This is a genomic window from Halosimplex marinum (genome assembly GCF_051414075.1).
Lineage (GTDB): Archaea > Halobacteriota > Halobacteria > Halobacteriales > Haloarculaceae > Halosimplex > Halosimplex marinum.
In genome coordinates this window covers 1,189,046-1,215,697 of sequence record NZ_JBLKNY010000003.1, presented here as the reverse complement: position 1 = coordinate 1,215,697, position 26,652 = coordinate 1,189,046, and the positions used below count along the sequence as shown (strand labels likewise).

The following is a 26,652-nucleotide window of genomic DNA, read 5'->3' as shown; positions in this document are numbered from 1 at the left end:
GATGGAGGTCCGCCAGGCCCGCGCCGACGACCACGACGACATCGTCGCGTTCACGAGCGACACGTGGAGCGACCGCTTCGACCGCGGCGACTACATCCCCGAGGTGTTCCCCGAGTGGGTCGAGAGCGACGGCCCCGACCAGCACACGGTGGTGGCCGAGGCGGACGGTCGCGCCATCGGCGTCTGTCAGGTCGTCGCGCTCTCGGTCCACGAGGCGTGGGCCCAGGGGATGCGCGTGGCCGACGACGCCCGGGCGGAGGGCGTCGCAGCGGCGATGAACGACGCCTGCTTCGCGTGGGCCCGGGAGCGCGGCGCGACGGTCTGCCGGAACATGGTGTTGTGGCACCAGATAGTAGACAACTGCTATACGACTGGGGCCACAGAGTCGAACCATGACAGACAAGACCCAAGTCAACATCCGGGTACTGGAGGAAACCAAGTCCCGGTGGGACGATGCGCTTGAATCGCCCGAGTACGATAGCCTAACTCACCTCATCACGCTGTCGGTCGAGAAGGAACTGAATAGCGACGAGTCAAACCAGAACAGCTCGCTCGACGCCGGCGCAACTGCCGAGGCTGTCCGGGACGAAGTCGTCCCGGCACTGGAACAGATACGCCGTGGAATCGATAGTCTCGACGGTCGGATAGACAGGCTCGAAAACGAGGTGAACTCCCAAGGGCCGGAGTACGACATGGAGAAGGCCGTCATAGACGTGTTGCCGACCCCTCCCGATGGTGTCGAGAAGCACGACCAAATGGAGAAGTGGGCCATGACTGCCGAGGAAGTCCATGGCGCACTCGACTCTCGGGGCATCATCATCGACAAGCCGGATATCCGGAACACCCTCTCCGGACTGGCAGATACCACCGGATTCGTGAAGGAACGCGAAGGCCGTGATGACGACCCGAGTGCTCCGGACTCCGTCTTCTGGAGGGTCGAATGATGGACTTCAACATCACCGAAGGGGTCGATGTGCCGATTGATGTGATTCACGCCGACCTGACCACATTCAGAACTGACGACATCGACGCCGACGCCGTCGCGCCCGAGATCGACACCGACATCGACACGCTACTATCGGGATACGAGATGTGGGTCGAATCGGAGGGACATCCGAAATCCACATCGAGTACCTACCGGCGGGGCGTCAAACACTACTTCTGGATACTCCACCACGACGACGGAAACACTGTGACTGACATCGAACCGTCCCGAGTCAAAGACTACCTGAAGGTGATGGCAACGCCGAGTCTCGCAACGGATACCGACGACGACACCGACATCGAACCCTACGCCGACAACACGATTCGGGGCCGACACGCCGGTATCAAGCGGTTCTATGACTGGTTAGGCGAGCAGTCGAACGGTGCCACACTCGACAACCCTGCCGACATCACCATCGACTTTCTGGAGAACAAGACCAAGAAAGAGCAGGAACTGAACGATGCGGGGTTCTTCGCACTGACGCCCGACCAGAAAGACAGACTGGCGAATAACGTGGAATCACCGGCCATGCGCAACGAACTACTGATTCGGCTTGCGTATCAAACTGGCGCGAGGGTGTCCGAACTGGTTGTGCTGGAACTGGAAGACATCGATACGTCGAATCGGACGGTGGACATCCCGGCCATCAAGTCGAAGGGTCGCACGGTGCCCTACGACCAGCAACTTGACACACTACTTGACACCTACCTCAATGAACGACGGACCGCACTACCCGGCGTCCCCGAGTCGAACCCCTATATCTTCCCGAGTCAAGAGGGGAACCGGTCCGAGAAGGGAAAGTACGAGCACATCACCGAATCACACGCAAACGCTGTCGTTGTAGAGGCAGCCGACAATGCTGGATTGCGACGGGAATACGGAACGGACAAGCGAGGATACACCAAGACGGTTCCGACAATGCATACTCTGCGACACGCTTACGCAGTCCAGTCCATCAAGAACGGTATGAATCTGCGTGACCTTCAGATAGCACTCGGCCACTCCGATATTCGGAACACGTTGGAGTACCTGAAGGCACTGAAGCAGGGCCGAACCGAACGACTCCGAAAGCATAGTGCTGGCCCAACCAACGACGACGCCGAGATCGCCCGAACACAGGTGGACATCGACCCGAGTGTTTTGGTAGGCCACCAGTAGCCCATCGTTATGATATTCGATTGAATTGAACTTCGTTTTCTGAGAGTGTTTTTAGTCGGTGTTTACCCACGAACACGCTGGTTTCGGGGATGATTTTTTGTACCCACTTCATTATCAACTACGTATGGATAGACGGTCATTTCTTCGTATAACGGCGTCTGGGGCATCAGTATCAGCAATTTCGGGGTGTTCGGCATTGAGCGGTGGTTCGTCAGACTACACGTTTGAAAATGCGGGTGATGACGCATGGGAGACGTGGGACTTTCAGCCACAGGGTGGTCGTTTCGTGGCGGGCGGACGATTCAGTCTTGAACCGGGAGAATGGACATCACAGGGGTTCTCGTCGTCAATCAACATCCGACTGACATACGACTTTAAAATCACGGGAGGCAACGGGGTTGACTTCTACGTCATCGATGGGGACGAGATGGAAGACTTTGAGGAGCGAGATGATCCGAATTTCGACTTTTCCGATCAGATAGAGGGGGTGGGTGCAGCATCGACTAACGTCACCAGTCGGGAGTACGCTGTCATTCTCGACAACACGCAGTTCGGAGAAATGGGGACGGGCGAGAATACGTCGTCTGGGACACTCAGACTTGAAGGGGAACCCCTTTGACGATAAGAACTTGTTGAACGGGTTAAAATCTAAACTATTCAGAGATGGGCAGCAAGAATTGAGCAAGTCACCAGAATCACCCATCGTCGTTCCTTTATTTCATCGACTACGGGGCGCAACCCGTTTCGGTCAATGAACCTGTCAACAGAATACATCGCAAACAGAATGACCTGACCAACAAAGTAAACAGTCTGATATTCCGGCAGTTCAACATCGGTTTCATCAGTAGATTGACCGTATCTGCGAACCGAAACCGAATCCCCTTCAAGAGTGAATCTGACTGCCCCGCCGTCTTCCGGTTTCAGAATAAACGACCGTAGTTCAGCACGGTCATGGAATCGAGAGAACTCGGGGTCTGTATCGATGTCACCATGTATGGTCGCTTTTTCGACGTAGTCGGATACTGCCTCGAAAGACTCTGAAACGACCTTACACTCTCCAGACACCAATTCGCTACGAAGACTCTCTAATTCATCAGGGGTGCTAATATCTGACTGATTGATCGATTCGAGTGTAACGGCCCCCGCTTGCTCTGCGGAACCGGCTACGACAGCACCCATTCGGACACCTCACTCATGCTCTTAGATAGTGTGACGGGTCAGACACTATTCAGTGTTCGGTCGAAAGAGGTGACTCTATCGCGTAACCGTTGCGGACCTCCCGAAGACTTATTCGACTATCTCAACAATTTAACGTCATGAGTGCGGACAACGAAGAAATCAACCCGTCCGACCAGCAACTTCCCAACAAACCCGACCCTTCCAATAATGACGAATTCTTAGATGAGAGACTATCTACACTTAGAGAGCGGTATTCATACGAACGTCTCTCCGAGTTGAGTGCCACCCGGCTCGGGGCATTGAATCCTGATGAGGAAGGTAATTCGGAGAAGGATTTTCTTCATAAGGACTTTGACAGGGTGTATAAACGGTTTCCTGAGAAGAATAGCGACTACACCCGGCGTCGATGGGCGTTGGGAGACGATTACCGTGGTTTAGCCCCTCTAACGGAGAAACAGAAACAACGCATTCATGATTGTCATCATGAGTGTAGTAGGAACCTTGATAGAGCACGTCAGGATGCATTAGAGCGTGAAGATCTGGCCGGACCGCTTTCAAAATTCGGTCAGTGGTTGATTGATTTCGCCGATGCTCTCACTCCGGTGTTGGGATTCAGAAGATAGGCATCAGCAAGAGTGTCGGATTGGTGCATTGGGAACCACTGCAAAGGTCGGGGCCTAATTGGCCTCGACCTCCCCAGTCAGAGAGGTACAGAGGCAAGGTCGAATCCTACGGTACATCGTTCCTATCTCTTGCTACACATGCAGTTTGGAACACGGAATTTCTGAATGGCCGTTTTCCAGTAGGTACAGACTCTGAAACGGGATCGGTTTAAGTATCCCGTCCGCCCCCAACCGATACCCAGTGGTGTGCTCCGTCCGGGCGCACGGTCGCATAGTCGGTCTGTGCCGAAACAGAAAGCTCCGTTTTCTCCACCACGTAACACGTCGTTGCTTCCACAGCATCGGCGTATGTGCCGTCAGACGACGCCGTCACAGCTGTTGCTTCGACGTGACCACCGCCTACGTCGCTCCACACTTCGGCCAGTTCTGACCGGACTGTGTCCGTCTCACCGGCAGACACGACCATGTCGAGATGCGCCCGGAACCCGCCGGCGTCGTCTTGTACTGTGTGAACGCCACCAAACGAACGACTCACCGTGTTCTTGAACCCCGCTCGCCGGCGAATGGTCTGGAACCGGTCGAGTACGTCTTGTCGAGCGACAGCCGGATGATCCCGAGTCGTCGGCATCGTCAGGGCCACAAGCACATGCTCGTCCCACTGCTTCACCGACTCGGCGTATCGCTGTTTGGCATCGAATCGCTTGTGTCGGTGGCACAGTCGGCACAGGTGGGGCCGGTCGCACTGAAAGTCGTTGTTTCCACACGAGGCAACCCGGCGGGCCAGTGTGTCCCGGCCAAGGACCAGCAATTCGGCCACGATTCGACGTTTCCGTTCGTACCGACTTGCTCCGTACTTCAGGGCGCTCTTTCCGTCGTCACTAACAGGCTCCGAACCGACCAGTTCGGCCAGTGGTGGCCCGTCATCAGGGGACTCCTCAGCCGAGATGTGATGTGTTGGCGTATTTGGACGTATCCCCTCCAGTTCGAGTGGAACGGGTGCCTCATCTGGTTCGACATCGGCCACAGAATCTGCCGGGAGACTCCGAATACTCATCGGAGATCTCCTGACAGTCGTTCCGATTGTGTTGCTTTGTGACCGACAGATTTAAGTGTCAGGAGGTAGTAGTAAGTCATGCGACGTAGCAATTCGCACCGTATAAGTGCACACCTGACATCGGGTGTTTGCGCGACACCCGACCTTTACTCTCAGAAGCAAAACCGATTAGAGACAGCTCTGCGACCCGAACGCCGGTATTCTGGAGGGTAGGTGATTCAGAGCCTCTGTATCCGGCACTCTCTGGTTTCTTAGCGGTTCGACCTCTACTATGGGATTATTTGCGTGCTGACGTGTTCCGGGGGCAATATATGTGGGGCCACCTGTTCTGATGTACTCACCCCGCACCCCCGGCCCCGTCAGAAGTGACGACTTCCTATCTCGTCGTAAAGAAGGCCAGTCAACCAGTCCTCGACTTGTGCCACGTCGTCATCGTCCAGTTCGTCACCCTCGTACTGTACGGAGACGGAGATAGGTGCCTCAGCGCCCTGAGATGCCTGTCGTCGGCCACTGTATGTGGCTTCATAGTGTGCGCGTTCAACGGCTCGCTCCGGCAGTGAGAGGTTGATAGCGCATGAACCGTCAGAGTCACCGAACAGCCCCATTACTCACCAACCTCCTGTTGAATGACGAATAGAGCCTTCTCTGCCGTGTTCTCGGCTATCTTGGTTTTCTCGACTTTTTCGGCTTGTTCGTCCCATCCGTGGGCCTCCATACTCTCGACAGCTTTCTCTTGTCGCTCCTCGTACTCGGCTTCGATCTGTTGAGTCAGTTCGTCCGAGACTTCGAGAACCAGTTTCTCACTCATCGTAACCAGCCTCTGTTAGAAGATTCTGGATGATAGCGCGATAGCTCACTTCGTCCGTTCCGAAGGTATCCTCTGCATAGTTGTCGAGTGCATCGACATCGTCACGCTGGACCGTGATGCTGGTCCACTTGCTCTTACTCTTAGTTGACATAGTTTCACCGCGACTTGCGACAGAAAGACCGACTGACCCGGTGCTCTCACACCTTGCCGGTCCCCTCATGACTTGACAATCCAGCCAGATTTGCTGAACAGTTTCCAGCCGGAGGAAGAAGTTTAGCATCTTTCAGCCGTCTCCTCCCATCTAAACCGTAATGATGACGGGTACTTAAAGCAGATTCAGAGTGATTCCATGGGTCCATTTTCTGTGTCCAGAACGAGTGAGATTTTTGGCACCATCCCCGTAGGAGGGGCACGCACGAGACAGATGAGTCTGATTAAAAAAGAGCTGTCGAGCGCTGTATAGCAAACGTAAAGTATCTGCATGTACAACATGGTGTTCTCGTGGAACGCGGCCGGGCTCGGCGCCGCCCGCGGGGTGGGGTACGACCCCGCGACGGAGTTCCGGTGGGCTCACCCCGACCCGGACGTCGACGCCCGCGCCGACGCGAACGGCGCGGGCGGGCTGGACGCGACCGCCGACCCCGACGCCGCCTGGAGTTACTGGCAGCGCAGCGACGCCGCGCGCGAACTCGCCGGGCTGACGCTCGACCCCGACGAGTCGTGGGCGCTCTCGGAGGCCACCCGCGAGCGGTTCCGCGCCGCCGCCGACGACCGGCGGGCGTTCGCGGTACAGGGACCCGACGGCACCCGGGGCGCTGCCCTCCGGACGCGGGAGTACGAGCGCGAGCGCGGCGACGACGAGGACGGCGAGGATTCGACCGAGCGGTGGGTCGAGTACGGCGTCGGCGCCTGGGACGGCGTGCCCGCGGCACAGACGCTGTTCGCGGCGATCGCCCGCGACGCCGCCGACCTGGGCGCCGACCGGACCAGGGTTCTCGTCCCCGAGACGCCGCGGCACGTCTCCGACGCCGCCTACGCCGGCATCGCCGTCTCGGAGAACCCCGACTTCGTCATGGCCGCCGACCTGACGGGCCGGCGCTGAGACGGGCGGCTACCGCGTCGCGGCGACCCTCGTGGGTGTCGACGCCCCGTCCTCCTCGGTCGGTTCGTCCGTCTCCGTCGAGGTGTCGCTCCGTTCGGTTCCCGTCCGACTGTCCCGTTCGGCCCTCGCGACCGTCCCGTCGGGCGTTCCCGACCCCACGTCGACCGTCACCTCCCGGTCGGCCGCGTCGTCGCGCCAGTATAGCCAGAGCCGCAACTGACCGCCCTCGTTGTCTATCGTTCCCGCTTCGACCGTCCGCTCCCACGTCGCCCGCTCGCCGGCCGCGACCGGCAACCGGACCGACGCCACCGGCGCGTACGCCGGGAAGTTCCGGTTCACCGCGCCCACGAACGTGCCGTCGGCGTCGCCGGTGTTCTCGACGGTGAGCGAGAGTGTGAACCGCTCGCCGACGGGCACCGCGTCGGGTGCGTCGAACGAGCGGACCTCGAACGACGCGGGCGGCCGGGCGAGCGCCGCGAGGGCGTCGGCGACGAGCGGGTAGTCGCCGCCCGGCCAGGAGACCGCCGCGGCGTCGACGGCGAGCGGCTTCGGGAGGCGGAAGACGACCCAGCCGTCGAACGCGTCGCGGTCGGGCAGGTACGGCGTCCCGTGGTCGAACAGCGTCCACGCCTGGTTGCCCACCTCCGTCGTCGCGGGGTAGGTCTCCCCGCCGGCGACCAGTTCGATGTCCCCGACTGCCGGTGCCGTCCCCGGGTCGCCGGCCAGCAACACGACGACGTACTGTTCGCCGCGGTCGCCGTAGACGCCCAGCGAGTCCGGCGAGTTCGGCGCGACCAGTTCGGGGACGACGAACGCCTCGTCGACGAGGTCTGCGACCGCTCCGGAGTCGGTCCCGGAGTCGGTACCGCCCGGACTCCCGTTCGGTGTCTCGGGTGTCGTCCCGGAAGGGGCGGTCCCCGTCGGTGTCTCGGTAGGCGTCGCGGACGGGGAGCCGTCGCCCCCACCGTTCGATTCGCCCAGACAGCCCGGGACGGCGACGGCGCCGGCCGCGAGGGCTGCGAGGAGGTCGCGTCGGTCCATACCCGAACGGTCGAGCGTCCCGGATAAGGGCCTTCAGGAGGGTACAGCGGGCGTTTGAACGACCGCGCCGGTTCGGGGCGTCGGGGCGGTTCCGACCGAGCGGGTCGAGCGCGGGCGCCGCAGTCAGGCGAGTTCGAGGCCGTTGAGCGCGTCGGCCAGCGCCGCGCTCTCGACGACCCGGTCGGTCACGCGCAGCGGCGAGACGCTCACGTCGCCGTCGGCGAGTGCGCGGCGGTCGGTGTCGGTCTCGTCAGGCGGGAACTCCGCGTCGCGGTCCTCCCGCAGCGGGTCGTAGCTCCGGTCCTCGATGCGGGCGGTCGTGCCGTCCTCGGAGACGGTCACGTCGAAGGCCTCGTTCGGCCGGGTGACCCGGACCTGCGGGTCCTCGGCCCGCTCGGTGGGGACGTGGACGGTGAGGTAGTCGACGGCGTCGAACGCGCCCGACCCGGGGAGCCGTTCGGCCAGCGCGGCCGTGAACTCGACGGTGCGGGCGAACGACGCCGCGGTGGGGTCGTCGAGTTCGCCGCCGACGGGGTCGTAGGCGGAGACGGCGACCGCGGGCGTCCCGAGGTGGGCGGCCTCGATGGCGGCGCCGACCGTCCCCGACCGGCCGAGCCGGTGGAGTGCGATGTTCGGGCCCGGGTTCGGTCCCGACACCACGAGATCCGGCTTCGCCGCCAGCCCGCGCAGGCCGTAGGCGACGCAGTCGGCGGGCGTCCCCTCGACGACGCGCCCCCACTCGTGGTCGCGGACCTCGACCGCGTAGGAGTTCTTGCGGCCGAGCCCGCTGTGGTCCTCGGCGGGCGCGACGACCGTCACGTCGACCGATTCGGTCAGCCGCTCGTAGAGGCGCGCCAGCCCGGGGCTGTCGATGCCGTCGTCGTTCGTCAGGAGGACGTGGGGCTCGTCCATCGCCGGCGGTTCGCAGGGGAGCGACACGGAGCTATCGGTCGACGCGAAGGTTGCGACGGCCGGCGCGTATCGCCGGAGGGACGGCCGGCGGCCGACGCGAACCGGCCGCTTACCGCCGGGTTGGCCGACCGTACCCCGGATAGCGCACGGATTACAATCAGCGGGCGGCACCTCGGGCGAGCTATGAACCGGAAACTGGCGGCGCTCGCGCTGACCGGCGTCGTCCTGCTGAGTACCGTCGGACTCGGGAGCGCAGCGCTGCTCGGGAGCGGGCAGGCGGGCAACCAGGCGTCGACGGTCACCGTCTCCGCGACGGGGACCGCCACGGCCGAGCCCGACAGGGCCGTCGTCGACCTCGCAGCGACGGCGGAGGCCGACAACGCCACGGCGGCGACCGAGCGCCTCGCCGAGAACGTCTCGACGCTCCGGGACGCCCTGACCGACGGGAACCTCTCGGTCGAGTCGGTCGACACGACGAGTTACTCCGTCTTCCAGCGTACCGACAACGGGACGACCACCTACGTCGCCCGCCAGTCGTTCGCGGTGACGACGACGAACACCAGCGAGGCCGGCGCCGTGATCGACACTGCGGTCGCCAGCGGCGCGACCGAGATCAGCGGCGTCGCGTTCGCGATCTCCGACGAGCGCCGCCAGGACCTGCGCGCCGACGCCATCGACGAGGCGGTCGACGACGCCCGCGCCCAGGCCGAGGCCGTCGCCGACAGCACCGGCCTGACGCTCGGGGAAGTCCGCTCGGTGTCGACGGGCGACGGGAGCGGCTTCCTCGTCGAACGGACCGCCGACGCGGGGACGACGGTCGAACCCAGCCCCGTCAGCGTCTCCGCGACCGTCGAGATCACCTACGACGCGACCGCGGACTGAGGACCGGACGTATTCGCCGTGCGACATCGCAGACGTGTCGTAGAGCCGGGGCGGCCCCGCCCTCTCGGGTCCGAGAGAGTGAGACGGACGCGGCGTGGGAAGTACTGCGCCGAGGCCCCAGCGGCACGCACTTCACGGGCCGGGGCGTAGTCGGCGCCGTGACCGACGAGCGGGCCGTCGCGGGCGTCCTGCTGGCCGCGGGCGACAGCGACCGCTTCGGCGAGCGCGACAAGCTGCTCGCGACGCTGGACGGCGAGCCGCTGGTCCGCCGCGCAGCGCGGACACTCGTCGACGCCGAGGTCGGTCCGGTCGCGGCGGTCGTCGGCCCGGAGTCGTCGGGCGTTCGCGACGTGCTCGCTGGCCTCGACCTCGCGGTCGTCGCGAACCCCGACGCGGCCGCCGGGCAAGCCACATCGGTCCGCCGCGGCGTCGCGTGGGCGCGCGACCGGGCCGACGCGGTCGCATTCGCGCTCGGCGACATGCCGCGGGTCGACCCCGGGACCGTCGACCGGCTCGTCGCGGCCTATCGGGCGGGCCGCGGGTCCGCGCTCGCGGCGGGGTACGACGGCCAGCGGGGTAACCCGGTCCTCTTCGACGGGCACCACTTCGATGCCCTGGCGGCCGTCGAGGGCGACCGTGGCGGGCGCGGCGTCTTCGGGAGCGCCGACGACGCGGCCGTCGTCGAGACGGGCGACCCCGGCGTCCGCGCGGACGTGGACACGCCCGCCGACCTCGCCGCGCTCCGGGAGTGATCCCGTCCCCCGTGACCGTTCAGAGCACGTCGGTGTCGACCAGCGAGACGGGCTCGCCCACGTCGTGTTCCTCGGCGTACTCGTAGACGACGTGGCTGGCCGCCACGTCCTGGATCGCGAGTCCCGTGGAGTCGAAGACGGTCACGCCGGTCTCGGGCGTCCGGCCGGGTTTCTCTCCGACGACGATCTCGCCGAGTTCCGCGTGGATGTCCGCGTCCGAGAGGACGCCCTCGCTCCAGGGGACGTTGATCTCCCCCGAGTGGGTGCACTGCTCGTAGTCGTCGATGACGAGCATCGCGTCCAGCAGGACCTCGTCGGCGATCTCGTGTTTCCCGGCGGCGTCGGCGCCGATGGCGTTGAGGTGCGTGTGGTCGCCGACGCTGTGGACGATTGGCTCCTCGACCGGCGTCACCGTCGAGAGCACGTCACACTGTGCGGCCTCCTCGATGGTCCCGCCGCGCACGTCGAACCGGTCCTCGAAGGCCGCGACGAACTCGGCGACGGCCTCCTCGCTGCGGTCGGCGACGACGACTTCCTCGATGGGCCGGACGGTGGCGACCGCCTCCAGTTGCGTGTACGACTGGACGCCCGCGCCGACGATGCCCATCGTCCGGGCGTTCTCGACGGCGAGGTGGTTGGTCGCCACGGCCGCGGCGGCGCCGGTGCGCTCGCGCGTGATCGTCGTCCCGTCCAGCAGCGCGAGCGGGAAGGCGGTCTCGGGGTCGGAGTAGACGACGGTGCCCATCACCGTCGGCAGGTCGTGGTCGGCGGGGTTGTCCGGGTGGACGTTGACCCACTTGACCGCCGCGGCGTCCCACTCGCCCGCGTCGAGGTAGGCGGGCATCGACCGGAAGTCGCCGTTGTACTCCGGCAGGTCGATGTAGGACTTGGCGGGCATCTGGGTGTCGCCGCGCGCGTCGGCGGCGAAGGCGTCCTCGACCGCGGAGACGACCGCCGACATCTCCGCGGCTTCCTCGACAGCGTCGGGGTCCAGAAGCAGCGTCTGCATACCGGACGTTCCCCCGCCGCGCACTTAGAAGTTCGACCGGTTTCGAGACGGTGCGCTCGTTGAGTAGTGGTTTCTGGTGGGTTTGTCGTGGAAGGAAGTTATTCGGGAGCGACCGCAGTCGACAGCAGGCGCTGAAAGCCCTCGGCGCGCTCGCGCCGACGGCGCGCGCGGTTCACGGGACCGAACGCAGTGAGGTCCCGCTTTTCCACCCATGTTTTTGCCGTCCGGCGGGTCGCGGGCCGTGCCCGCGACCGTATGACGTGGCGGCGGAGCCGCCACGCGGTCCCCGCAGGGAGCGTAGCGACCGAGGACACCCGGGCGGCAAAAAGATGGTGGCGCAACAGTTATCCCGCCTCTTGGTGTACGTTAACACGGGTGACACACCCATGTACACAGTCCTGCTGCCGGTCGACATGGCGGAGTCGCGGGCGACGGCGCAGGTAGAGACGGCGATCGGGCTCCCGAACGCGAGCGAGGACGTGGCGGTGAAGCTCCTGCACGTGTTCCGGGAGGCCGACCGGGCCGAGGAGGCGTCGCCGCTCCAGCTCAGGGCGGGCGAGAACGCCTACGAGCGACTGGAGGAGGCCGGCCTCGACGTGGAACCGATGACCCGATACGGCGACCCGGCGGAGGGCATCCTGGAGGCGGCCGACGAGGCGGACGCGGACATGATCCTCCTCGGCGGGCGCAAGCGGTCGCCGCTCGGGTCGGTGCTGTTCGGCAGCGTCAGCCAGGAGGTCACGCTCGACGCCGAGCGGCCGGTGGTCGTCACCGGCGACCGCGAACAGCAACACATCCCGAGCCACCGCTGTCAGAGCTGCGGCGAGGAGTACTACACCGACGACGACATGGCGATCCCCTCGTGTCGCAACTGCGGCGGCACGAAGGTCGAGCGCGTCGGCGAACAGTCGGAGGAACCGACACCGACGGCGTAGCTGGTCGGGACGAGAACGAAAGAAAGGCAGTCAGCTGGCGATGCAGCGGTCGACGGGTAAGCATCCGCGCGCCGGAGGCGCGCGGTTCGCCGTCAGAGCTTTGCTCTGACGAGCCTGCGGTCGTTCGCGGTGCTCACTCCCGCAGACACCGGACGCGAGGGAGCGAAGCGACCGGCGCGTCCGGCCTTTTTCCCCAAGTTTTTCGAGCGGAGGATTCCCGCAGGCGCGCGTAGCGCGCCGAGGAACTCTCCGCTCGAAAAAGTGGGTACGAAAGTGGGCTCACATCATGCCGCCCATGCCGCCGCCCATACCGCCCATGCCGCCGCCGGGGCCGCCGGGGCCGCCCTCGTCCTCGTCGCCCTCGGTCGAGAGGTCGCCGGCGGCGATGATGTCGTCGATCTTCATGACGAGGTTCGCGGCCTCGGAGGCCGAGGAGACGGCCTGCTCCTTGGCGTGGGCCGGCTCGACGACGCCGGCCTCGAAGGTGTCGACGACCTCGCCCTCGTGGACGTCGAGGCCGGCGTGCTCGTCGCCGTCCTCGTGGGCGGCGCGGAGGTCGACGAGCGTGTCGATGGAGTCGAGGCCGGCGTTCTCGGCGAGCACGCGCGGGACGAGCTCCAGCGAGTCGGCGAACGCCTCGACGGCCAGCTGCTCGCGGCCCTCGACGGAGTCGGCGTAGTCGCGGACGCGGCCGGCGAGTTCGACCTCGGTGGCGCCGCCGCCCGCGAGGACGCGGCCGTCGGCGACGGTGGAAGCGACGACGTCGAGCGCGTCGTTGATGCCGCGCTCGAGCTCGTCGACGACGTGGTCGGTCGAGCCGCGCAGCAGCAGCGTCGCGCCGTGGCCGCTGCCCTCGACGTAGAACAGGTCGTCGTCCTCGTCGCGGGAGACTTTGCCCTCCGCGATGTCGTCTTCCGTGACGGAGTCGATGTCGGAGACGATGCGGGATTCGAGCACCTCGGAGACGAACTCGATGTCGGACTTCTTGACGCGGCGGACCGCCAGGATGCCCTCCTTGGCGAGGTAGTGCTGGGCCATGTCGTCGATGCCCTTCTGACAGAAGACGACGTTGGCGCCCGCGTCCTTGATGGTCTCGACCATCTCCTGGAGGCGCTGTTCCTCCTGCTCGATGAAGTCCTGGAGCTGGTCGGGGCTGTCGAGGTTGAGCTGGGCGTCCGTCTCGGTCTCCTCGACCTCGATGGGGGTGTCCAGCAGGAGGACCTTCGCGTCCTCGACGGTGCTGGGCATGTCGCTGTGGACGGGGTCCTTGTCGATGATGCCGCCCGTCAGAAGGTCCGACTCGGAGACGGCGCGGCCCGTCTGGGTCTGGAGCTTGAGGTACTGCAGGTCAGGGACGTGACCGCCGTCGTCGGCCTCGACGGTGACCGCCTGGACGGCCTCGACGACAAGGTCGACGAGCACGTCCTTGTTGAGCTCGGCGCCCTTTCCGGTCATGGAGGTCTCGGCGACCTTCTTGAGGATCTCCTCGTCGTCGGGGTCGACCGAAGTCGCGACCTCGCCGATCTCCTCCTTGGCCTTCCGGCTGGCCATGTTGAACCCGCGGATGATCGAGGTGGGGTGGATGTCCTGCTCCAGCAGGTCCTCGGCGTTCTTGAGCAGTTCGCCCGCGATGGCGACAGCAGTAGTGGTACCGTCGCCGGCCTCGTCCTCCTGGGCCTCGGCGACCTCGACGATCATCTCGGCGGTCGGGTTGTCGATGTCCATCTCGGTGAGGATGGTCACGCCGTCGTTCGTGACGGTCACGTCGCCGAGCGAGTCGACGAGCATCTTGTCCATCCCCTTCGGCCCGAGTGTCGAGCGGACCGACTCGGCGACCGCCCGCGCCGCCGAGATGTTGTGGCTCTGCGCGTCCTTGTCCTTCATCCGCTGGGAGTCCTCGCCCAGAATAATCATGGGCTGACCCTGCATTCGCTGCTGACTCATGTTCATCCCGGAGTATGAATGTGCTTCTATATAAATTTGGGTGTTCGAGGCCGTCGGCCGTCCCCGCGATAGCCCCGCTGTATCTCCGGATAACCGGCATATCGCGTCCGCTACCCGGTTCCCGTGTGTGACACCGTACCAACGCCCACGAGCGGGGAGCGGCGGGGTTTATATGTCGATGGCGAAAAACGAGCGGCGGCCGGGCGCGCGCCGGGCCGCCGCGGGGTCAGTCGACCGGTTCCTTCCAGTGGACGACGACGACGCCGACGACGAACGCGTCGGTGGTGTCGGTGTCGCGCTCGACCCTGATGGTGTTCTCGCCCTCGACGAGGTCGATGCCGGTGAGCGTGTCCATCCACTGCTGCCAGCCGTCGGCGGGCGGGATGTCGAACCCGGAGAGAGCGACGTCGTTGACCCGGATCTCGTGGCCGTACTCCTCGACGTCGTAGGCCTGGAGTTCGAGGTAGGCCTCGGTCGCGCCGTCGGTCGGTACCTCGAAGGTCAGCTCGTCGGTCTCGTCGCCGACGAACTCGGCCCACGGGACGGCGAGGCTCTCCTCGTTCTGCCCGAGGTGTTGCTGGAACGGGACGAGCGCGTAGTTGGGGCGGCGGTCTCCCATACCGGACAGTGGGCGTCAGCCGATTTATATGTCCGGTCCGGTGATGCCCGGGTGTCCGACTGCGGATCGTAGACGAATATGTTCGGCCGCAAGCCGACGAGTTCGGGGTCCGTACGGTCGGGCATGAGCGCGATCCCGGGCGAGGTCGACACCGACCGCCAGCCCCCGATGACGGTCCCGCTCCGGCACTTTCTGGTGGGGCTGGGGCTACTGGTCGCCGGCGGCGCCGTCGGCGTCCTCGACGCGGTTGGGCTGTTATCGGGCTTTGCCGGCCTGGCGCACGTCCACCTCCTGCTCGCGGGGTGGGTCTGCGTGACGATCATGGGCGCGATGGTGCAGTTCGTCCCCGTGTGGTCGAACGTCGCGCTGCACTCCCGGCGGCTCGCGACGGCCCAGCTGTGGCTCGTCGCCGCCGGCGTCGCCGGGATGGCCGCCTCGTTCGCGACCGGCGCCGTCGGCTGGGTCCACGCCTTCGGCGGCCTCGCGCTGCTCGGGTTCTGGGTGTTCGTCTACAACGTCGGCCGCACGCTCGCCCGGGCGCGCCCCTGGGACGTGACCGAGCGCCACTTCGCGCTCGCGCTCGCCTTCTTCGCCGTCGTCCCCGCGATGGGGTTCGCCCTCGCGATGGACTACTCGATGGTCTTCCTCGCCGGCTCGCCCGTCAGCCGCGTCCGGCTGACCGCCGCCCACGCGACGCTGGCCGTCTTCGGCGCCGTCCTCACGACGGTGCTGGGCGCGCTCTACCAGCTCGCTACGATGTTCACCCAGACCGAGCTACACGGCGTCGACATCTACCTCCGGCGCGTCGAGGAGGTCGGCTACCCGGTCGGCGTCCTCGCGCTCGCGTCGGGGCGGCTGGTCGGGTCGGCGCCGCTGGCCCGCGTCGGCGGCCTGCTCGTCGCCGTCGCGCTGGGCGGGTTCGCCGTCGTCCTCGGGCGCAAGCTCGTCGAGACCACCGTCGAGCGGACGCCGATGCTCTCGCGGTACGCCGTCGCCGCCGCCGCGATGGCCGCGTGGGCGGTCCTCGCCGCCCGGGCCTGGCTCGCCGACCCGCTGGCCCCGTCGGCGCTGTTCGGCGGCGGCCCGCCCCACCTGCTCGTGTTCGGCGTCGTCGGCTTCGTCGTCCTCGGGACCCTCTATCACGTCGTCCCGTTCATCGTCTGGGTCCACCGCTACAGCGACCGCCTGGGCTACGAACAGGTCCCGATGATCGACGACCTCTACGACGACCGCCTCGCCGCCGCCGACTTCGCCTGCGTCACCCTCGGCGCGGTCGGCCTCGTCGCCGGGACCGCCCTCGATCTCCCCGCCGTCGTCACCGCCGGTTCGGGCGCCGTCGCCACCGTCGGCTTCGCGCTGTTCGCCGCGAACCTGCTCGGGGTCGTCCGCGAACACAGCCCCCACACCCTCCGGGCGGTGCTCGTCTCCCGGCTCGGTGAGAGCGGGGCCGCGACCGACGAACCAGACGAGGCGGCCGGGCCCGCCGAGGACACCACACCGTGACGCGGGCGTGAGTCCCCGCCGGCGCGCGCTGTCGTCCCGAAATCCGGGCGGTTCCGGGCGACCGGGACCAACACTTTACTCGCTCGCCGCCGTTGTCGGGACAAGCGACCACCCCCTCTCATGTCGACACACGACATCACGCTGACAGTGAACGGGACGAGCGAGGCGCTGACCGTCGAGTCGCGGACGCTGCTGGTCCACGCGCTGCGGGACGAACTGGGCTACACCGCCCCGAACGTCGGCTGCGAGAGCGGCAAGTGCGGCGCCTGCACGGTCGAGGTGGACGGCGACGCCGTCAAGTCCTGTACGGTCCTCGCCGTGCAGGCCGACGGGAGCGACGTGACGACCGCGGCCGGCCTCGCCGACGAGGGGCTCGACCCCGTCCAGCGGGCGTTCCACGACGAACACGGCCTGCAGTGTGGCTACTGCACGCCCGGGATGCTCGCGACGACCCACCAACTGCTCGACGACAATCCCGACCCCTCCCGCGCGGAGATCCGGAAAGCGCTGAAGGGGAACATCTGCCGCTGCACCGGGTACGGGAACGTCGTCGACGCCGTCGAGACCGCCGCCGAGCGGCTGCGCGAAGCGGACGCCGAGAGCGGGGACGGGCCGAGCGACGGATCCGCCGACGGATCGACCGCGTCGGGCGACGGACCCGACGCGCGGGCCGCTCCGCCCGAACCGGGGGCGGAGGACTGAGATGTTCCCGGCCGAGTTCGACTACGAGCGGGCGGAGTCGGTGAGCGAGGGGCTGGACCTGCTCGAACAGCACGCCGACGCCGACGTGGAGATCCTGGCGGGCGGCCACAGCCTCGTCCCGGCGATGAAGACCGAGGGCCGGGAGCCGGACGTGGTGGTGGATCTCGACGTGCCCGCGCTCGACGCGGTCAACGCGCTGGACGACCGGACCGTCGTCGGCGCGCTGACCACCTACGCGACCGTCGCCGACTCCCCCGCGGTCCGGGCGACCGTCCCGCTGGTGGCCGAGACGGCGAGCGAGGTCGGCGACCTGCAGATCCGCAACCGCGGGACCGTCGGCGGCAACCTCGCGGAGGCCCACCCCGGCGCGGACCTGCCGGCGGCCGCGCTGGCGAGCGACGCGACGATCCTGCTACGAAATCCGGACGGTAAGCGGGAAGTGCCGGTGACGGACTTCTTCCGCGGCGACGGCGAAACAGCGGTCGAGCGCGGCGAACTGCTCACCGGCGTCCGCTTCCCACATACCGACGACGCGGGGGTCGCCTACGCGAAGAAGACCCACCCGGCGACGGGCTACGCGATGGTCGGCGTCGCCGCCGTCGTCGAGATGAGCGGTGACGGGGACGACGGCACGGGCGGGGACGGCGACGAGGGGACCGTTTCGAGTGCGCGGGTCGCCGCGACCGGGGCGGTCGACCGGGCACTCCGGCTCCCCTCGGTCGAGGACGCGCTCGCCGGCGAACCGCTGGACCCGGAGAGTATCGACGCGGCGGCGGCCGAGGCGCGGGCCGACATCGACGCCGACCGGCTCCGGTCGGACTCGTACGCCTCCGGCGAGTTCCGGGGAGAACTGCTGGAGACGTACGCCGCCCGCGCGCTCGAACGGGCCGCCGAACGGGTCGCCGGCGACGCTCCGACGGCATGAGCGGGAGTGAATCGGACGGGAGAGAGAACCCGGCGACCGCGCCGGACTGGTCGGCGCCCGAACGCGAGGTGCGCGCGGCCGCCCGCGAGTGTCTCGACTCGGGCGAGCCGGCGGTGCTGGCGACGGTCGTCGCCGTCGACGGGCGGGCATACCGCCGCCCGGGTGCGAGGATGGTCGTCACCCCCGGCGGCGGCGTGGCGGGCGACGAGCCGGCGGACGACCCCGGGACGGAGCGCGACTCGAAGACGGCGACCGGCGCGGGCTCGGTGACCGCCGGCTGTCTCGCCGACTCGGTGGTCGAGTTAGCGAGCGAGGCGCTGGCCGACGGGGAAGCCCGCGTCGAGCGGTTCGACCTCCGGGACGACGACGCGTGGGGCCTCGGTGTCGGCTGCGACGGCGTCGTCGACGTGCTGTTCGAACCGCTGGACGAGGCCCACCGGCCGCTCGTGGCGCCCGCCGACGGACTGGACGGCGGCCGGACCGCCGCCGTCGCCGTCGAGAGCGACGACGACCGGGTCGCGGTGGGCGACCGACGGATCCCGGGCGGGGACGGATCGGACAGTCCGGACGGAGCCGCCGGTGCGGACGGATCGGACGGCGAGGGCGACGCCGTCGGCTCGCTCCCGCCTGAGGTCGCCGCGGCCGTTCCCGACGACGTGGACGGAACCGATTCGGTTCGAGTCGAAACGGGGGGCGGCGCGGTCCGGCTGTTCGTCGAGCGGGTGCGGCCGGCGCCGCGGCTGGTGGTGGTCGGGAGCAACGCCGACGTGCGGCCGGTCGTCGCGTCGGCGCGGTCGGCGGGCTTCCGGGTCGCTGTCGTCGGCTTCCGCGGCGGGCGCGCGACGGACGAGCGGTTCCCGCGGGCCGACCGGGTCGTCGCAACCTCGCCGCGGGACCTGCGCGGCGCGGTCGACTTCGGGGACGACGACTCCGTGGTGCTGATGACCCACAACTTCGTCGACGACCGCGTGGCGCTCGGGGAGCTACTGGCGACGCCGGTCGACTATATCGGAGTGATGGGGCCTGCCGAGCGGTTCGACCGCCTGCGGGCGGCGCTGGCCGGCGACGGCGTCGACCTGAACGGGGACCGCGAGCGGGTCTACGCGCCAGTCGGGCTGGACCTGGGCGGTTCGAGCCCCGCCCAGGTCGCCCACAGCGTCGTGGCGGAAGTGCTGGCGGTCCGCAACGGCCGGACGGGCGGCCACCTCCGCGCGGTCGACGGGCCGATCCACGGCCGGGAGTGAGTGTCCGCGAACGCGACCGGGATCGAGGGGGCGACCGCGCTATCGGTTGTCCAGCCGCCAGTCGGGGATGGGGACCTGGCCGCCGTCGACGCGGAGTTCGTGGCCGTTGACGTAGTCCGCAGCGGGCGAGGCGAGGAAGGTCACGCCGTTGGCGATGTCTTCGGGTTCGGCGAAGTGGCCCAGGGGGTTGAGGTCCTGGATCTGTTCGGAGACGGCCTCGGAGAAGCCCTCGGTCATGCGGGTGTTGACCCAGCCGGGGGCGACGGCGTTGACCCGGATGCCCTCGTGGCCGAGTTCGAGCGCGAGGCTCTTGGTGAGTCCCAGGAGGCTCCACTTGCCCACGTCGTACTGCGGAGACTGGCCGACGGCGTTCTTGGTGTGGATCGAGGTGATGTTGATTATCTTGCCGTAGCCGTCCTCGATCATGCCGTCGACGACGGCGCGGGTGCAGTTGATCGACCCGAAGAGGTGGACCTCGATGTTGAATCGGAAGTCGTCGTCGTAGTCCTCGTCGAGGAACGGACCCGCGTTCCCGACGCCCGCGTTGTTGACCAGGATATCGACGCTGCCGAGTTCCTCGACGCCGTGTTCGACCATCGCCTCGACCTCGGCCTCGTCGGTCACGTCGGCGGCGACGCCGACGGCGTCGCTGTCGTCGTCGCGGTCGCGGATGGTCGCCGCGGTGTCCTTGGCCACGTCCTCGTCGAGGTCGTTGACGATCACGTCGGCGCCGTGTTCGGCGAGTTCGAGCGCGATGGCGCGGCCGTTGCCGCGGCCGCCGCCGGTCACGAGCGCGGTCTCGCCTGTCAGGTCTAAGTCCATATCAGGGCGTTCGAATCCCCGCGTCTTCAAGCCCGGCGGTGGGGGAACGGCCCGCCGCTATCCGGGCGGTCGGGGGCCGACGGTGGGTGCGAACTCGGGCCGGGCGGTCGGAAACGCTTTTTGTCGAGCCACACGCTGGTGTGGGTATGGATTACCTGGAAGTCGAGGGCGCCCGGGAGTTCGTCGCCCGCCTGGAACACGGGGGCGACTGGCGGGGGCAGATCGAGGCCTTCGCCGCCGACGAGGGGGTCGACTCGGCGTTTTTCTTCGGCCTCGGCGCCGTGCAGGACGCCGAGATCCTCTACTACGACCAGGACGACGAGGCGTACTACCCCGAGACCTTCGACGAGCCGCTGGAGATGGCCGCCTGCGTCGGCAACGTCTCCGCGCTGGACGGCGAGCCGTTCGCCCACACCCACGCGGTCATGTCCCGCGCGGACGGGACCGCGTTCGCGGGCCACCTCGACAGCGCGACCGTCTTCGCCGGGGAGCTGTACGTCCGCGAGTTCGACGCCGAGCTGGAGCGGGCGTTCGACGAGGAGACCGGGCTGGACCTGTGGCCGCTGTGAGATGAGCCGGGAGACACGACGATGAAACCGGAGGACGAACGCTACTTCGAACGGCTGGAATCCGGGCTCGACGAGGCCTTCGACGTGGCCGAGCGCGCCCGCGAGCGCGGCGGCGACCCCGCCGACGAGGTGGAGATCCCGGTCGCCCGCGACATGGCCGACCGCGTCGAGAACATCCTCGGCATCGACGGCGTCGCCGAGCGCGTCCGCGAGCTGGAGGGCGAGATGTCCCGTGAGGAGGCCGCCCTCGAACTCGTCTCCGACTTCGTCGACGGCGAGGTCGGCGACTACGACTCCCGGGCCGGCAAGGTCGAGGGCGCGGTCCGGACGGCGGTCGCCCTGCTCACCGAGGGCGTCGTCGCTGCCCCCATCGAGGGGATCGACCGCGTCGAGATCCTCGAGAACGACGACGGCACGGAGTTCGTCAACGTCTACTACGCCGGGCCGATCCGCTCGGCCGGCGGGACCGCGCAAGCACTCTCCGTGCTCGTCGCCGACTACGCCCGCGCGCTGCTGGGCATCGACCAGTACAAGGCGAGAGACGACGAGATCGGCCGCTACGCCGAGGAGATCGACCTCTACGACAAGGAGACCGGCCTGCAGTACTCCCCGAAGGAGAAAGAGAGCAAATTCATCGCCGAGCACATGCCGATCATGCTCGACGGGGAGGCGACCGGCGACGAGGAGGTGTCGGGGTATCGAGACCTCGAACGGGTCGACTCCAACTCCGCCCGCGGCGGGATGTGTCTCGTCATGGCCGAAGGGATCGCGCTGAAGGCGCCGAAGATCCAGCGCTACACTCGAAATCTCGACGAGGTCGACTGGCCGTGGCTGCAGGACCTCATCGACGGCACCATAGGAGACGAGGGGGACGCCGACGACGGCGACGAAGCCGAGGCGGACGAGGGCGAGGACGCTGACGCCGAGGGTGACGGAGACGCCGACGGCGACGAACAGGCCGACGAACCGGCCGGCCCGCCCCGTCCCGAACCGTCGAAGAAGTTCCTCAGGGACCTCATCGCGGGACGGCCGGTCTTCTCGCACCCGAGCGAGGCCGGGGGCTTCCGCCTGCGCTACGGGCGGGCGCGCAACCACGGCAACGCGACCGCGGGCGTCCACCCGGCGACGATGCACCTCGTCGACGACTTCCTCGCGACGGGCACCCAGATCAAGACCGAGCGCCCCGGCAAGGCTGCCGGGGTCGTCCCCGTCGACACCATCGAGGGGCCGACCGTCCGACTGGCCAACGGTGAAGTCCGCCGGATCGACGACCCCGAGGAGGCCCTCGAAGTTCGGAACGGCGTCGAGAAGGTGATCGACCTGGGCGAGTACCTCGTCAACTACGGCGAGTTCGTCGAGAACAACCACCCGCTGGCGCCCGCGTCCTACACCGTCGAGTGGTGGGCCCAGGAGTTCGACGCGGCCGGCGCGGACGTGCAGGCGATGCGCGACTCGCTGGACGTCGATCTATCGGACCCGAGCGCCGAGGAGACGCTGGAGTGGGCCGACGAGTACGACGCGCCGCTGCACCCCAAGTACACCTACTGCTGGCACGATCTGTCCGTCGACGAGGTGTGCGCGCTGGCCGACGCCGTGGAGGCGGGACGTGTCGCACAGACGGACGGCGCCGTCGTCCGCGACCCCGACGACTCCGACGACGGCGGCCGCGCGGGCGACGACACCGCGCCCGCCCAGCACGACGCCGCGACCGACGGCCACGACCGCGACGCCGGCGCCGCGGCGGCGGGCGACCTCGTGGTCCCGCGCTCCGCCGAGGTCCGCGAGGCCGTCGAACACCTGCTCGTCGAGCACACCCAGACCGAGGACACGCTCGTGATCCCGGACTGGCGCCCGCTCGCGCGGACGCTCGGGTTCGACGACTCGCTGGAGCGCGAGTGGACGCCCGACGACCTCTCGGAACGGGCTCGCACCTACGGCGGCGGCGAGGCCAGCGACGCGCAACTGGACTCCTCGGCCGCCTCCACGGAGGACGGCGCCAACGCCGTCCTCGCGGTCAACGAGATCGCGCCCTTCGAGGTGCGCGAGCGGGCGCCCACCCGCATCGGCAACCGGATGGGCCGCCCCGAGAAGTCCGAGAAGCGCGACCTCTCGCCGGCGGTCCACACCCTCTTCCCGATCGGCGAGGCCGGCGGCTCCCAGCGGAAGGTCGGCGACGCCGCCGTCGCCGGCGACAGCTACGACGACTCCCAGGGCAAGGTCGAACTCGAAGTCGGCCGCCAGGAGTGTACCGAGTGTGGCGAACGAACGTTCAAACCGCGCTGTCCGGACTGCGGGGGCGTCTGCGAGGCCGTCTACGTCTGCCCCGACTGCGACCACGAGGTCGAACCCGACGAGTCGGGCCGCGCGGAGTGTTCCCGCTGTGAGACGCTCGCACGCCCCACACAGACGAAAGTCGTCGACGTGAACGCGGAGTTCAAGTCGGCGCTGGCGAACCTCAACGAGCGCCCCACCGCCTACGACGCGCTGAAGGCGGTCAAGGGACTCTCCTCCGAGCAGAAGACCCCCGAACCCATGGAGAAGGGCATCCTCCGGGCGAAACACGGCGTCTCGGCGTTCAAGGACGGGACCGTCCGCTACGACATGACCGACCTGCCCGTGACGGCGGTGCGCCCCTCCGAACTCGACGTGACCGCCGAGGCGTTCCGGGCGCTCGGGTACCAGGAGGACATCCACGGCCAGCCGCTCCAGCACGACGACCAGCTCGTCGAGCTGAACGTCCAGGACGTCGTCCTCTCGGAGGGCGCCGCCGAGCACATGCTCAAGACCGCCGACTTCGTCGACGACCTGCTGGAATCGTACTACGGCCTCGAACCCTTCTACGAACTGGAGGAACGCGACGACCTCGTTGGGGAACTCGTCTTCGGGATGGCGCCACATACCAGCGCTGCGACAGTTGGTCGTATTGTCGGTTTCACAACGGCCGCTGTCGGATATGCACATCCGTACTTTCACGCCGCTAAGAGGAGGAACTGCTTCCATCCTGAGACGAAGGTGTGGTACGAGGACGGGACGGGCGAGTGGCACCACGAACCCATCGCACGATTAGTCGAGGAGCGACTCGACGACCCGGAGGAGGACGACTTCGGCGCGCTCGTCGAGGAGTTGGACGGCGAGATACGCGTCCCGTCGCTGACGGGGGACGGCCGGGAAGTGGCGAAGCCGGTCGAGGCGGTCTCGAAGCACCCGGCACCGGACCACCTCGTTCGCGTCGTCACCGAGGGCGGTCGATCGCTGACCGTGACACCTGACCACTCGATGATCCGGTGGAACGGTCGGAAAGAAGAGATCGAGGCACACGACCTGTCCGCCGGCGACGAACTGCCGCGATTCGACGGGTCGCCCGACGGGCTCGGGGACGCTGAAGCCTGTGGGGCCGTCGTCGACGGCGGATCGCCGAACGTTGAAGTAGTGGAACGGGTCGAGTACGTCCCGGCCGATGTCGACCACACGTACTGTCTCACGGTCGCGGATACGCACAGTCTCGTCGCGAACGGGCTTCACGCCGCGCAATGCGACGGGGACGAGGACTGCGTCATGCTCCTGATGGACGGCCTGCTGAACTTCAGCAGGCAGTACCTCCCCGACCAGCGGGGCGGGAGCGTCGCCGAGGGTTCGCGGCTCGTGGCCGTCGACCCCGACGGGGACGTGCGGTTCATGACTTTCGAGGAGTTCTGGCAGGAGCTCGAATCGCCGGTCGAGACCGACGGGAAGTTCCGCAAGCGGACCTGCTACGCCGAGGGCTGGCAGACCTACGCCTTTGACGACGGGCACGACGCGTCGCTGAAGCCGATCGAGAAAGCGATCCGGTATCGAGCGGACGACGGCGAGGAGTTACTGCGGATCGAGACCCAGTTCGGTCGGTCGCTCGATATCACCGAACACCACAGCCTCTTCCGGTACGACGACGGGATCGAGGAGGTCGCCGGTGCGGACCTCGAAGCCGGCGACCTCGTCGTCGCACCACGCGAACTGGGCATCAAGACGACCGAGACGACGATCGACGTTGCCGAGTGTGTCGACGACCCCTACGTCATCATCGACGACCGCGTCGAGGACCTGTTGCGGACCGTCTGGGAATCGACGGACTACGGGACCGCTCCGAATCAGGCGTTCGATCAGGGCCTATCACACCGGCTATCGAAGAACAAGATCCCGCTCGATCGTCTCGAAGCGATCCTCGATACGACCAATTTCGTGGTTCCTGATGACGTGTGCGTGGGACTTCCCGGTTCAACTATGGGGATCAGACGGACTATCGAGGTCGACGAGGACTTCGCGTGGTTCCTCGGGCTGTTTGTCGCCGAGGGGACGACGTCGAGCGTCAACCCGTGCATCCACAACGCCGACGAGGAACTCATCGACCGCGCCGCCGAGATCGCGACCGAGAAGTTCGGTATCGAACCCGGCCGCCGGTGGTCGAATCGGTCCTACGAGCTCCGATTCCCCGCGGTGTTCCGCGAAGTGCTCTACGAGATAGGGTTCGAGAACGCAGACTCGTACGATTCGAGCGAGAAGGTCGTCCCCGAGTGTATCCTGCGTGCCCCCCGTGAGGTCGCTATCGAGTTCCTACGCGGATTCGTCGCCGGCGACGGGAGCGACAGGACCGACGACAACGTCACCACGGTCGCGTTCTACACGACCAGCGACGACGTGAAAGACGGGATCGTCTTCCTGCTCCACCGGCTCGGGATCGTCGCGAACGTCTCCGAGCAGACCGACCGCGAGGGGAACAGACAGGACATCTATACCGTGACGGTCTCCGGTGGCGCCGAGGATAATCCGCTCCACAGGATTTTGAACGGAGAAGAGACCTACCAGCCAAAGAGCCTCGTCGTCTCGATCCCGGACGCGCTGATGGACATCCGCGAAATGGACATCGAGGGCGTGAAACAGACGATCCCGAAGTACCTCCTCCGGCGCGACAACGTCTCGCTGGAGAAACTCGGTGAGATGGTTGCCGGGCTCGACGAGCGTGACCTACCGCCCGAAGCCGAGGCGAAACTCGACGAAATCCGGACGCTTGTCGACGGTGACCTGTCCTACCTCCGGGTCACGGACGTCGACCGCGTCGACTACGAGGGGTACCTCTACGACCTGCAGGTCGGTGGTAACCCAGTCTTCACCGCGAACTGGCTGTACGCGCACAACTCGATGGACGCGCCCCTCGTCATGTCCTCGCGGATCGACCCGGCGGAGATCGACGACGAGGCCCACAACGTCGACATCATGCGGGAGTACCCCCGGGAGTTCTACGAGGCGACCCGCGAACTGGCCGACCCCGAGGACGTGGAGGACATCATGACCATCGCGGAGGCGACGCTGGGGACCGACGAGGAGTACACGGGCTTCGACCACACCCACGACACCACCGACATCGCCGCGGGGCCGGACCTCTCGGCGTACAAGACGCTGGGGTCGATGGAGGAGAAGATGGACGCCCAGCTGGACCTCTCGCGGAAGATCCGCGCCGTCGACGAGACGGACGTGGCCGAGCGGATCATCGAGTACCACTTCCTGCCCGACCTGATCGGGAACCTGCGCGCCTTTTCACGGCAGGACGTGCGCTGTCTGGACTGCGGCGAGAAGTACCGGCGGATGCCCCTGACCGGCGACTGCCGGGAGTGCGGCGGCCAGGTCAACCTCACCGTCCACGAGGGCTCGGTCAACAAGTACATCGAGACGGCGACCCGCGTCGCCGAGGAGTTCGGCTGTCGCACCTACACCAAACAGCGCCTCGAAGTGCTCGAACGGTCGATCAACCGCGTCTTCGAGGACGACACGAACAAGCAGTCCGGCATCGCCGACTTCATGTAACCGAACGTCCGCGCGAACGGAGTGAGCGCGGTTCACCGCATCGAGCGGA

The 26,652-nt window shown here is 66.9% G+C and carries 25 protein-coding genes; 15 read left to right on the top strand and 10 right to left on the bottom strand.

Annotation, left to right across the window (positions count from 1 at the left end; all coding sequences use genetic code 11):
- Position 1 precedes the first annotated feature (1 nt).
- The 4 genes from ACMGFI_RS07125 to ACMGFI_RS07110 all read left to right on the top strand — a co-directional run bounded on the left by ACMGFI_RS07125 (position 2) and on the right by ACMGFI_RS07110 (position 2,762).
- Positions 2 to 463 carry a GNAT family N-acetyltransferase gene (locus tag ACMGFI_RS07125; protein ID WP_436908462.1) on the top strand — a complete coding sequence of 154 codons (462 nt, stop codon included), beginning with the start codon at positions 2 to 4 and terminating at the stop codon, positions 461 to 463.
- Positions 393 to 944, top strand: coding sequence for a hypothetical protein (locus tag ACMGFI_RS07120; protein WP_436908461.1), 552 nt, complete (start codon positions 393 to 395; stop codon positions 942 to 944). The genes ACMGFI_RS07125 and ACMGFI_RS07120 overlap by 71 nt, the downstream gene beginning before the upstream one ends.
- Positions 944 to 2,143 (top strand): tyrosine-type recombinase/integrase, encoded by a 1,200-nt coding sequence (locus tag ACMGFI_RS07115; protein WP_436908460.1) that lies wholly within the window; start codon positions 944 to 946, stop codon positions 2,141 to 2,143. The genes ACMGFI_RS07120 and ACMGFI_RS07115 overlap by 1 nt, the downstream gene beginning before the upstream one ends.
- Before the next feature lie 124 nt (positions 2,144 to 2,267).
- Positions 2,268 to 2,762, top strand: coding sequence for a hypothetical protein (locus ACMGFI_RS07110; protein WP_436908459.1), 495 nt, complete (start codon positions 2,268 to 2,270; stop codon positions 2,760 to 2,762).
- Between the two features lie 38 nt (positions 2,763 to 2,800).
- Here the strand turns inward: ACMGFI_RS07110 and ACMGFI_RS07105 are convergent, their stop codons facing one another.
- Positions 2,801 to 3,322 carry a hypothetical protein gene (locus tag ACMGFI_RS07105; RefSeq protein WP_436908458.1) on the bottom strand — a complete coding sequence of 174 codons (522 nt, stop codon included), beginning with the start codon at positions 3,320 to 3,322 and terminating at the stop codon, positions 2,801 to 2,803.
- Positions 3,323 to 3,459: 137 nt separating this feature from the next.
- Here ACMGFI_RS07105 and ACMGFI_RS07100 point away from each other — a divergent pair, with 137 nt between their 5' ends.
- On the top strand, positions 3,460 to 3,945 hold the full coding sequence (locus ACMGFI_RS07100; RefSeq protein WP_436908456.1) for a hypothetical protein: 486 nt from the start codon (positions 3,460 to 3,462) through the stop codon (positions 3,943 to 3,945).
- Between the two features lie 208 nt (positions 3,946 to 4,153).
- On the opposite strand, the gene ACMGFI_RS07095 is transcribed toward ACMGFI_RS07100, so the two are convergent.
- The 3 genes from ACMGFI_RS07095 to ACMGFI_RS07085 form a co-directional block, all read right to left on the bottom strand.
- Complete coding sequence (locus ACMGFI_RS07095; RefSeq protein ID WP_436908455.1) at positions 4,154 to 4,612, bottom strand: hypothetical protein; 459 nt, start codon at positions 4,610 to 4,612, stop codon at positions 4,154 to 4,156.
- Positions 4,613 to 5,358: 746 nt separating this feature from the next.
- Complete coding sequence (locus ACMGFI_RS07090; RefSeq protein WP_436908454.1) at positions 5,359 to 5,604, bottom strand: hypothetical protein; 246 nt, start codon at positions 5,602 to 5,604, stop codon at positions 5,359 to 5,361.
- Positions 5,604 to 5,807 (bottom strand): hypothetical protein, encoded by a 204-nt coding sequence (locus tag ACMGFI_RS07085; protein ID WP_436908452.1) that lies wholly within the window; start codon positions 5,805 to 5,807, stop codon positions 5,604 to 5,606. The genes ACMGFI_RS07090 and ACMGFI_RS07085 overlap by 1 nt, the downstream gene beginning before the upstream one ends.
- A 490-nt stretch (positions 5,808 to 6,297) precedes the next feature.
- Here ACMGFI_RS07085 and ACMGFI_RS07080 point away from each other — a divergent pair, with 490 nt between their 5' ends.
- Complete coding sequence (locus ACMGFI_RS07080) at positions 6,298 to 6,909, top strand: hypothetical protein (protein WP_436908451.1); 612 nt, start codon at positions 6,298 to 6,300, stop codon at positions 6,907 to 6,909.
- A 9-nt stretch (positions 6,910 to 6,918) separates the two neighbouring features.
- On the opposite strand, the gene ACMGFI_RS07075 is transcribed toward ACMGFI_RS07080, so the two are convergent.
- Positions 6,919 to 7,950 (bottom strand): hypothetical protein, encoded by a 1,032-nt coding sequence (locus tag ACMGFI_RS07075; RefSeq protein ID WP_436908449.1) that lies wholly within the window; start codon positions 7,948 to 7,950, stop codon positions 6,919 to 6,921.
- A 123-nt stretch (positions 7,951 to 8,073) separates the two neighbouring features.
- Positions 8,074 to 8,862 (bottom strand): 5'/3'-nucleotidase SurE, encoded by a 789-nt coding sequence (surE, locus tag ACMGFI_RS07070; protein ID WP_436908448.1) that lies wholly within the window; start codon positions 8,860 to 8,862, stop codon positions 8,074 to 8,076.
- A 183-nt stretch (positions 8,863 to 9,045) separates the two neighbouring features.
- Here surE and ACMGFI_RS07065 point away from each other — a divergent pair, with 183 nt between their 5' ends.
- Together ACMGFI_RS07065 and ACMGFI_RS07060 are read left to right on the top strand one after the other, a co-directional pair.
- A complete protein-coding gene (locus ACMGFI_RS07065; RefSeq protein WP_436908446.1) occupies positions 9,046 to 9,744 on the top strand; it encodes an SIMPL domain-containing protein in 699 nt (232 codons plus the stop codon).
- 158 nt (positions 9,745 to 9,902) lie between these two features.
- Positions 9,903 to 10,496 carry a nucleotidyltransferase family protein gene (locus ACMGFI_RS07060; protein ID WP_436908445.1) on the top strand — a complete coding sequence of 198 codons (594 nt, stop codon included), beginning with the start codon at positions 9,903 to 9,905 and terminating at the stop codon, positions 10,494 to 10,496.
- A gap of 19 nt (positions 10,497 to 10,515) precedes the next feature.
- On the opposite strand, the gene ACMGFI_RS07055 is transcribed toward ACMGFI_RS07060, so the two are convergent.
- Positions 10,516 to 11,505, bottom strand: coding sequence for an ornithine cyclodeaminase family protein (locus ACMGFI_RS07055; RefSeq protein WP_436908444.1), 990 nt, complete (start codon positions 11,503 to 11,505; stop codon positions 10,516 to 10,518).
- A gap of 386 nt (positions 11,506 to 11,891) precedes the next feature.
- Between ACMGFI_RS07055 and ACMGFI_RS07050 the strand changes: the two genes are divergently transcribed.
- Positions 11,892 to 12,440: a universal stress protein gene (locus tag ACMGFI_RS07050; protein ID WP_436908442.1), complete on the top strand. Its 549-nt coding sequence runs from the start codon at positions 11,892 to 11,894 to the stop codon at positions 12,438 to 12,440.
- Between the two features lie 279 nt (positions 12,441 to 12,719).
- On the opposite strand, the gene thsB is transcribed toward ACMGFI_RS07050, so the two are convergent.
- Both thsB and ACMGFI_RS07040 read right to left on the bottom strand, forming a co-directional pair.
- Entirely contained in the window at positions 12,720 to 14,384 is a 1,665-nt protein-coding gene (thsB, locus tag ACMGFI_RS07045) for a thermosome subunit beta (protein ID WP_436908440.1), read from the bottom strand.
- 226 nt (positions 14,385 to 14,610) lie between these two features.
- Positions 14,611 to 15,003, bottom strand: coding sequence for a DUF7383 domain-containing protein (locus ACMGFI_RS07040; protein WP_436908438.1), 393 nt, complete (start codon positions 15,001 to 15,003; stop codon positions 14,611 to 14,613).
- A gap of 123 nt (positions 15,004 to 15,126) precedes the next feature.
- Here ACMGFI_RS07040 and ACMGFI_RS07035 point away from each other — a divergent pair, with 123 nt between their 5' ends.
- The 4 genes from ACMGFI_RS07035 to ACMGFI_RS07020 all read left to right on the top strand — a co-directional run bounded on the left by ACMGFI_RS07035 (position 15,127) and on the right by ACMGFI_RS07020 (position 19,377).
- Positions 15,127 to 16,506 (top strand): hypothetical protein, encoded by a 1,380-nt coding sequence (locus ACMGFI_RS07035; RefSeq protein ID WP_436908436.1) that lies wholly within the window; start codon positions 15,127 to 15,129, stop codon positions 16,504 to 16,506.
- A 120-nt stretch (positions 16,507 to 16,626) separates the two neighbouring features.
- Complete coding sequence (locus ACMGFI_RS07030) at positions 16,627 to 17,208, top strand: (2Fe-2S)-binding protein (RefSeq protein ID WP_436908435.1); 582 nt, start codon at positions 16,627 to 16,629, stop codon at positions 17,206 to 17,208.
- A gap of 1 nt (position 17,209) precedes the next feature.
- Positions 17,210 to 18,133, top strand: coding sequence for an FAD binding domain-containing protein (locus tag ACMGFI_RS07025; protein WP_436908434.1), 924 nt, complete (start codon positions 17,210 to 17,212; stop codon positions 18,131 to 18,133).
- Positions 18,130 to 19,377, top strand: a complete 1,248-nt coding sequence (locus ACMGFI_RS07020) for an XdhC family protein (RefSeq protein ID WP_436908432.1) — start codon at positions 18,130 to 18,132, stop codon at positions 19,375 to 19,377. The genes ACMGFI_RS07025 and ACMGFI_RS07020 overlap by 4 nt, the downstream gene beginning before the upstream one ends.
- 39 nt (positions 19,378 to 19,416) lie before the next feature.
- On the opposite strand, the gene ACMGFI_RS07015 is transcribed toward ACMGFI_RS07020, so the two are convergent.
- On the bottom strand, positions 19,417 to 20,199 hold the full coding sequence (locus tag ACMGFI_RS07015) for an SDR family NAD(P)-dependent oxidoreductase (protein ID WP_436908431.1): 783 nt from the start codon (positions 20,197 to 20,199) through the stop codon (positions 19,417 to 19,419).
- A gap of 146 nt (positions 20,200 to 20,345) precedes the next feature.
- Here ACMGFI_RS07015 and ACMGFI_RS07010 point away from each other — a divergent pair, with 146 nt between their 5' ends.
- On the top strand, positions 20,346 to 20,768 hold the full coding sequence (locus ACMGFI_RS07010; protein WP_436908429.1) for a PPC domain-containing DNA-binding protein: 423 nt from the start codon (positions 20,346 to 20,348) through the stop codon (positions 20,766 to 20,768).
- A gap of 21 nt (positions 20,769 to 20,789) precedes the next feature.
- Positions 20,790 to 26,603 carry an LAGLIDADG family homing endonuclease gene (locus tag ACMGFI_RS07005; protein ID WP_436908428.1) on the top strand — a complete coding sequence of 1,938 codons (5,814 nt, stop codon included), beginning with the start codon at positions 20,790 to 20,792 and terminating at the stop codon, positions 26,601 to 26,603.
- Positions 26,604 to 26,652 lie beyond the last annotated feature (49 nt).

Coding starts and splice junctions, on each gene's coding strand:
- ACMGFI_RS07125 (WP_436908462.1), top strand. CDS start 2: ATGGAGGTCCGCCAGGCCCGCGCCGACGACCACGACGACATCGTCGCG.
- ACMGFI_RS07120 (WP_436908461.1), top strand. CDS start 393: ATGACAGACAAGACCCAAGTCAACATCCGGGTACTGGAGGAAACCAAG.
- ACMGFI_RS07115 (WP_436908460.1), top strand. CDS start 944: ATGGACTTCAACATCACCGAAGGGGTCGATGTGCCGATTGATGTGATT.
- ACMGFI_RS07110 (WP_436908459.1), top strand. CDS start 2,268: ATGGATAGACGGTCATTTCTTCGTATAACGGCGTCTGGGGCATCAGTA.
- ACMGFI_RS07105 (WP_436908458.1), bottom strand. CDS start 3,322: ATGGGTGCTGTCGTAGCCGGTTCCGCAGAGCAAGCGGGGGCCGTTACA.
- ACMGFI_RS07100 (WP_436908456.1), top strand. CDS start 3,460: ATGAGTGCGGACAACGAAGAAATCAACCCGTCCGACCAGCAACTTCCC.
- ACMGFI_RS07090 (WP_436908454.1), bottom strand. CDS start 5,604: ATGGGGCTGTTCGGTGACTCTGACGGTTCATGCGCTATCAACCTCTCA.
- ACMGFI_RS07085 (WP_436908452.1), bottom strand. CDS start 5,807: ATGAGTGAGAAACTGGTTCTCGAAGTCTCGGACGAACTGACTCAACAG.
- ACMGFI_RS07080 (WP_436908451.1), top strand. CDS start 6,298: ATGGTGTTCTCGTGGAACGCGGCCGGGCTCGGCGCCGCCCGCGGGGTG.
- ACMGFI_RS07075 (WP_436908449.1), bottom strand. CDS start 7,950: ATGGACCGACGCGACCTCCTCGCAGCCCTCGCGGCCGGCGCCGTCGCC.
- surE (WP_436908448.1), bottom strand. CDS start 8,862: ATGGACGAGCCCCACGTCCTCCTGACGAACGACGACGGCATCGACAGC.
- ACMGFI_RS07065 (WP_436908446.1), top strand. CDS start 9,046: ATGAACCGGAAACTGGCGGCGCTCGCGCTGACCGGCGTCGTCCTGCTG.
- ACMGFI_RS07055 (WP_436908444.1), bottom strand. CDS start 11,505: ATGCAGACGCTGCTTCTGGACCCCGACGCTGTCGAGGAAGCCGCGGAG.
- ACMGFI_RS07050 (WP_436908442.1), top strand. CDS start 11,892: ATGTACACAGTCCTGCTGCCGGTCGACATGGCGGAGTCGCGGGCGACG.
- thsB (WP_436908440.1), bottom strand. CDS start 14,384: ATGAGTCAGCAGCGAATGCAGGGTCAGCCCATGATTATTCTGGGCGAG.
- ACMGFI_RS07040 (WP_436908438.1), bottom strand. CDS start 15,003: ATGGGAGACCGCCGCCCCAACTACGCGCTCGTCCCGTTCCAGCAACAC.
- ACMGFI_RS07035 (WP_436908436.1), top strand. CDS start 15,127: ATGAGCGCGATCCCGGGCGAGGTCGACACCGACCGCCAGCCCCCGATG.
- ACMGFI_RS07030 (WP_436908435.1), top strand. CDS start 16,627: ATGTCGACACACGACATCACGCTGACAGTGAACGGGACGAGCGAGGCG.
- ACMGFI_RS07025 (WP_436908434.1), top strand. CDS start 17,210: ATGTTCCCGGCCGAGTTCGACTACGAGCGGGCGGAGTCGGTGAGCGAG.
- ACMGFI_RS07020 (WP_436908432.1), top strand. CDS start 18,130: ATGAGCGGGAGTGAATCGGACGGGAGAGAGAACCCGGCGACCGCGCCG.
- ACMGFI_RS07015 (WP_436908431.1), bottom strand. CDS start 20,199: ATGGACTTAGACCTGACAGGCGAGACCGCGCTCGTGACCGGCGGCGGC.
- ACMGFI_RS07010 (WP_436908429.1), top strand. CDS start 20,346: ATGGATTACCTGGAAGTCGAGGGCGCCCGGGAGTTCGTCGCCCGCCTG.
- ACMGFI_RS07005 (WP_436908428.1), top strand. CDS start 20,790: ATGAAACCGGAGGACGAACGCTACTTCGAACGGCTGGAATCCGGGCTC.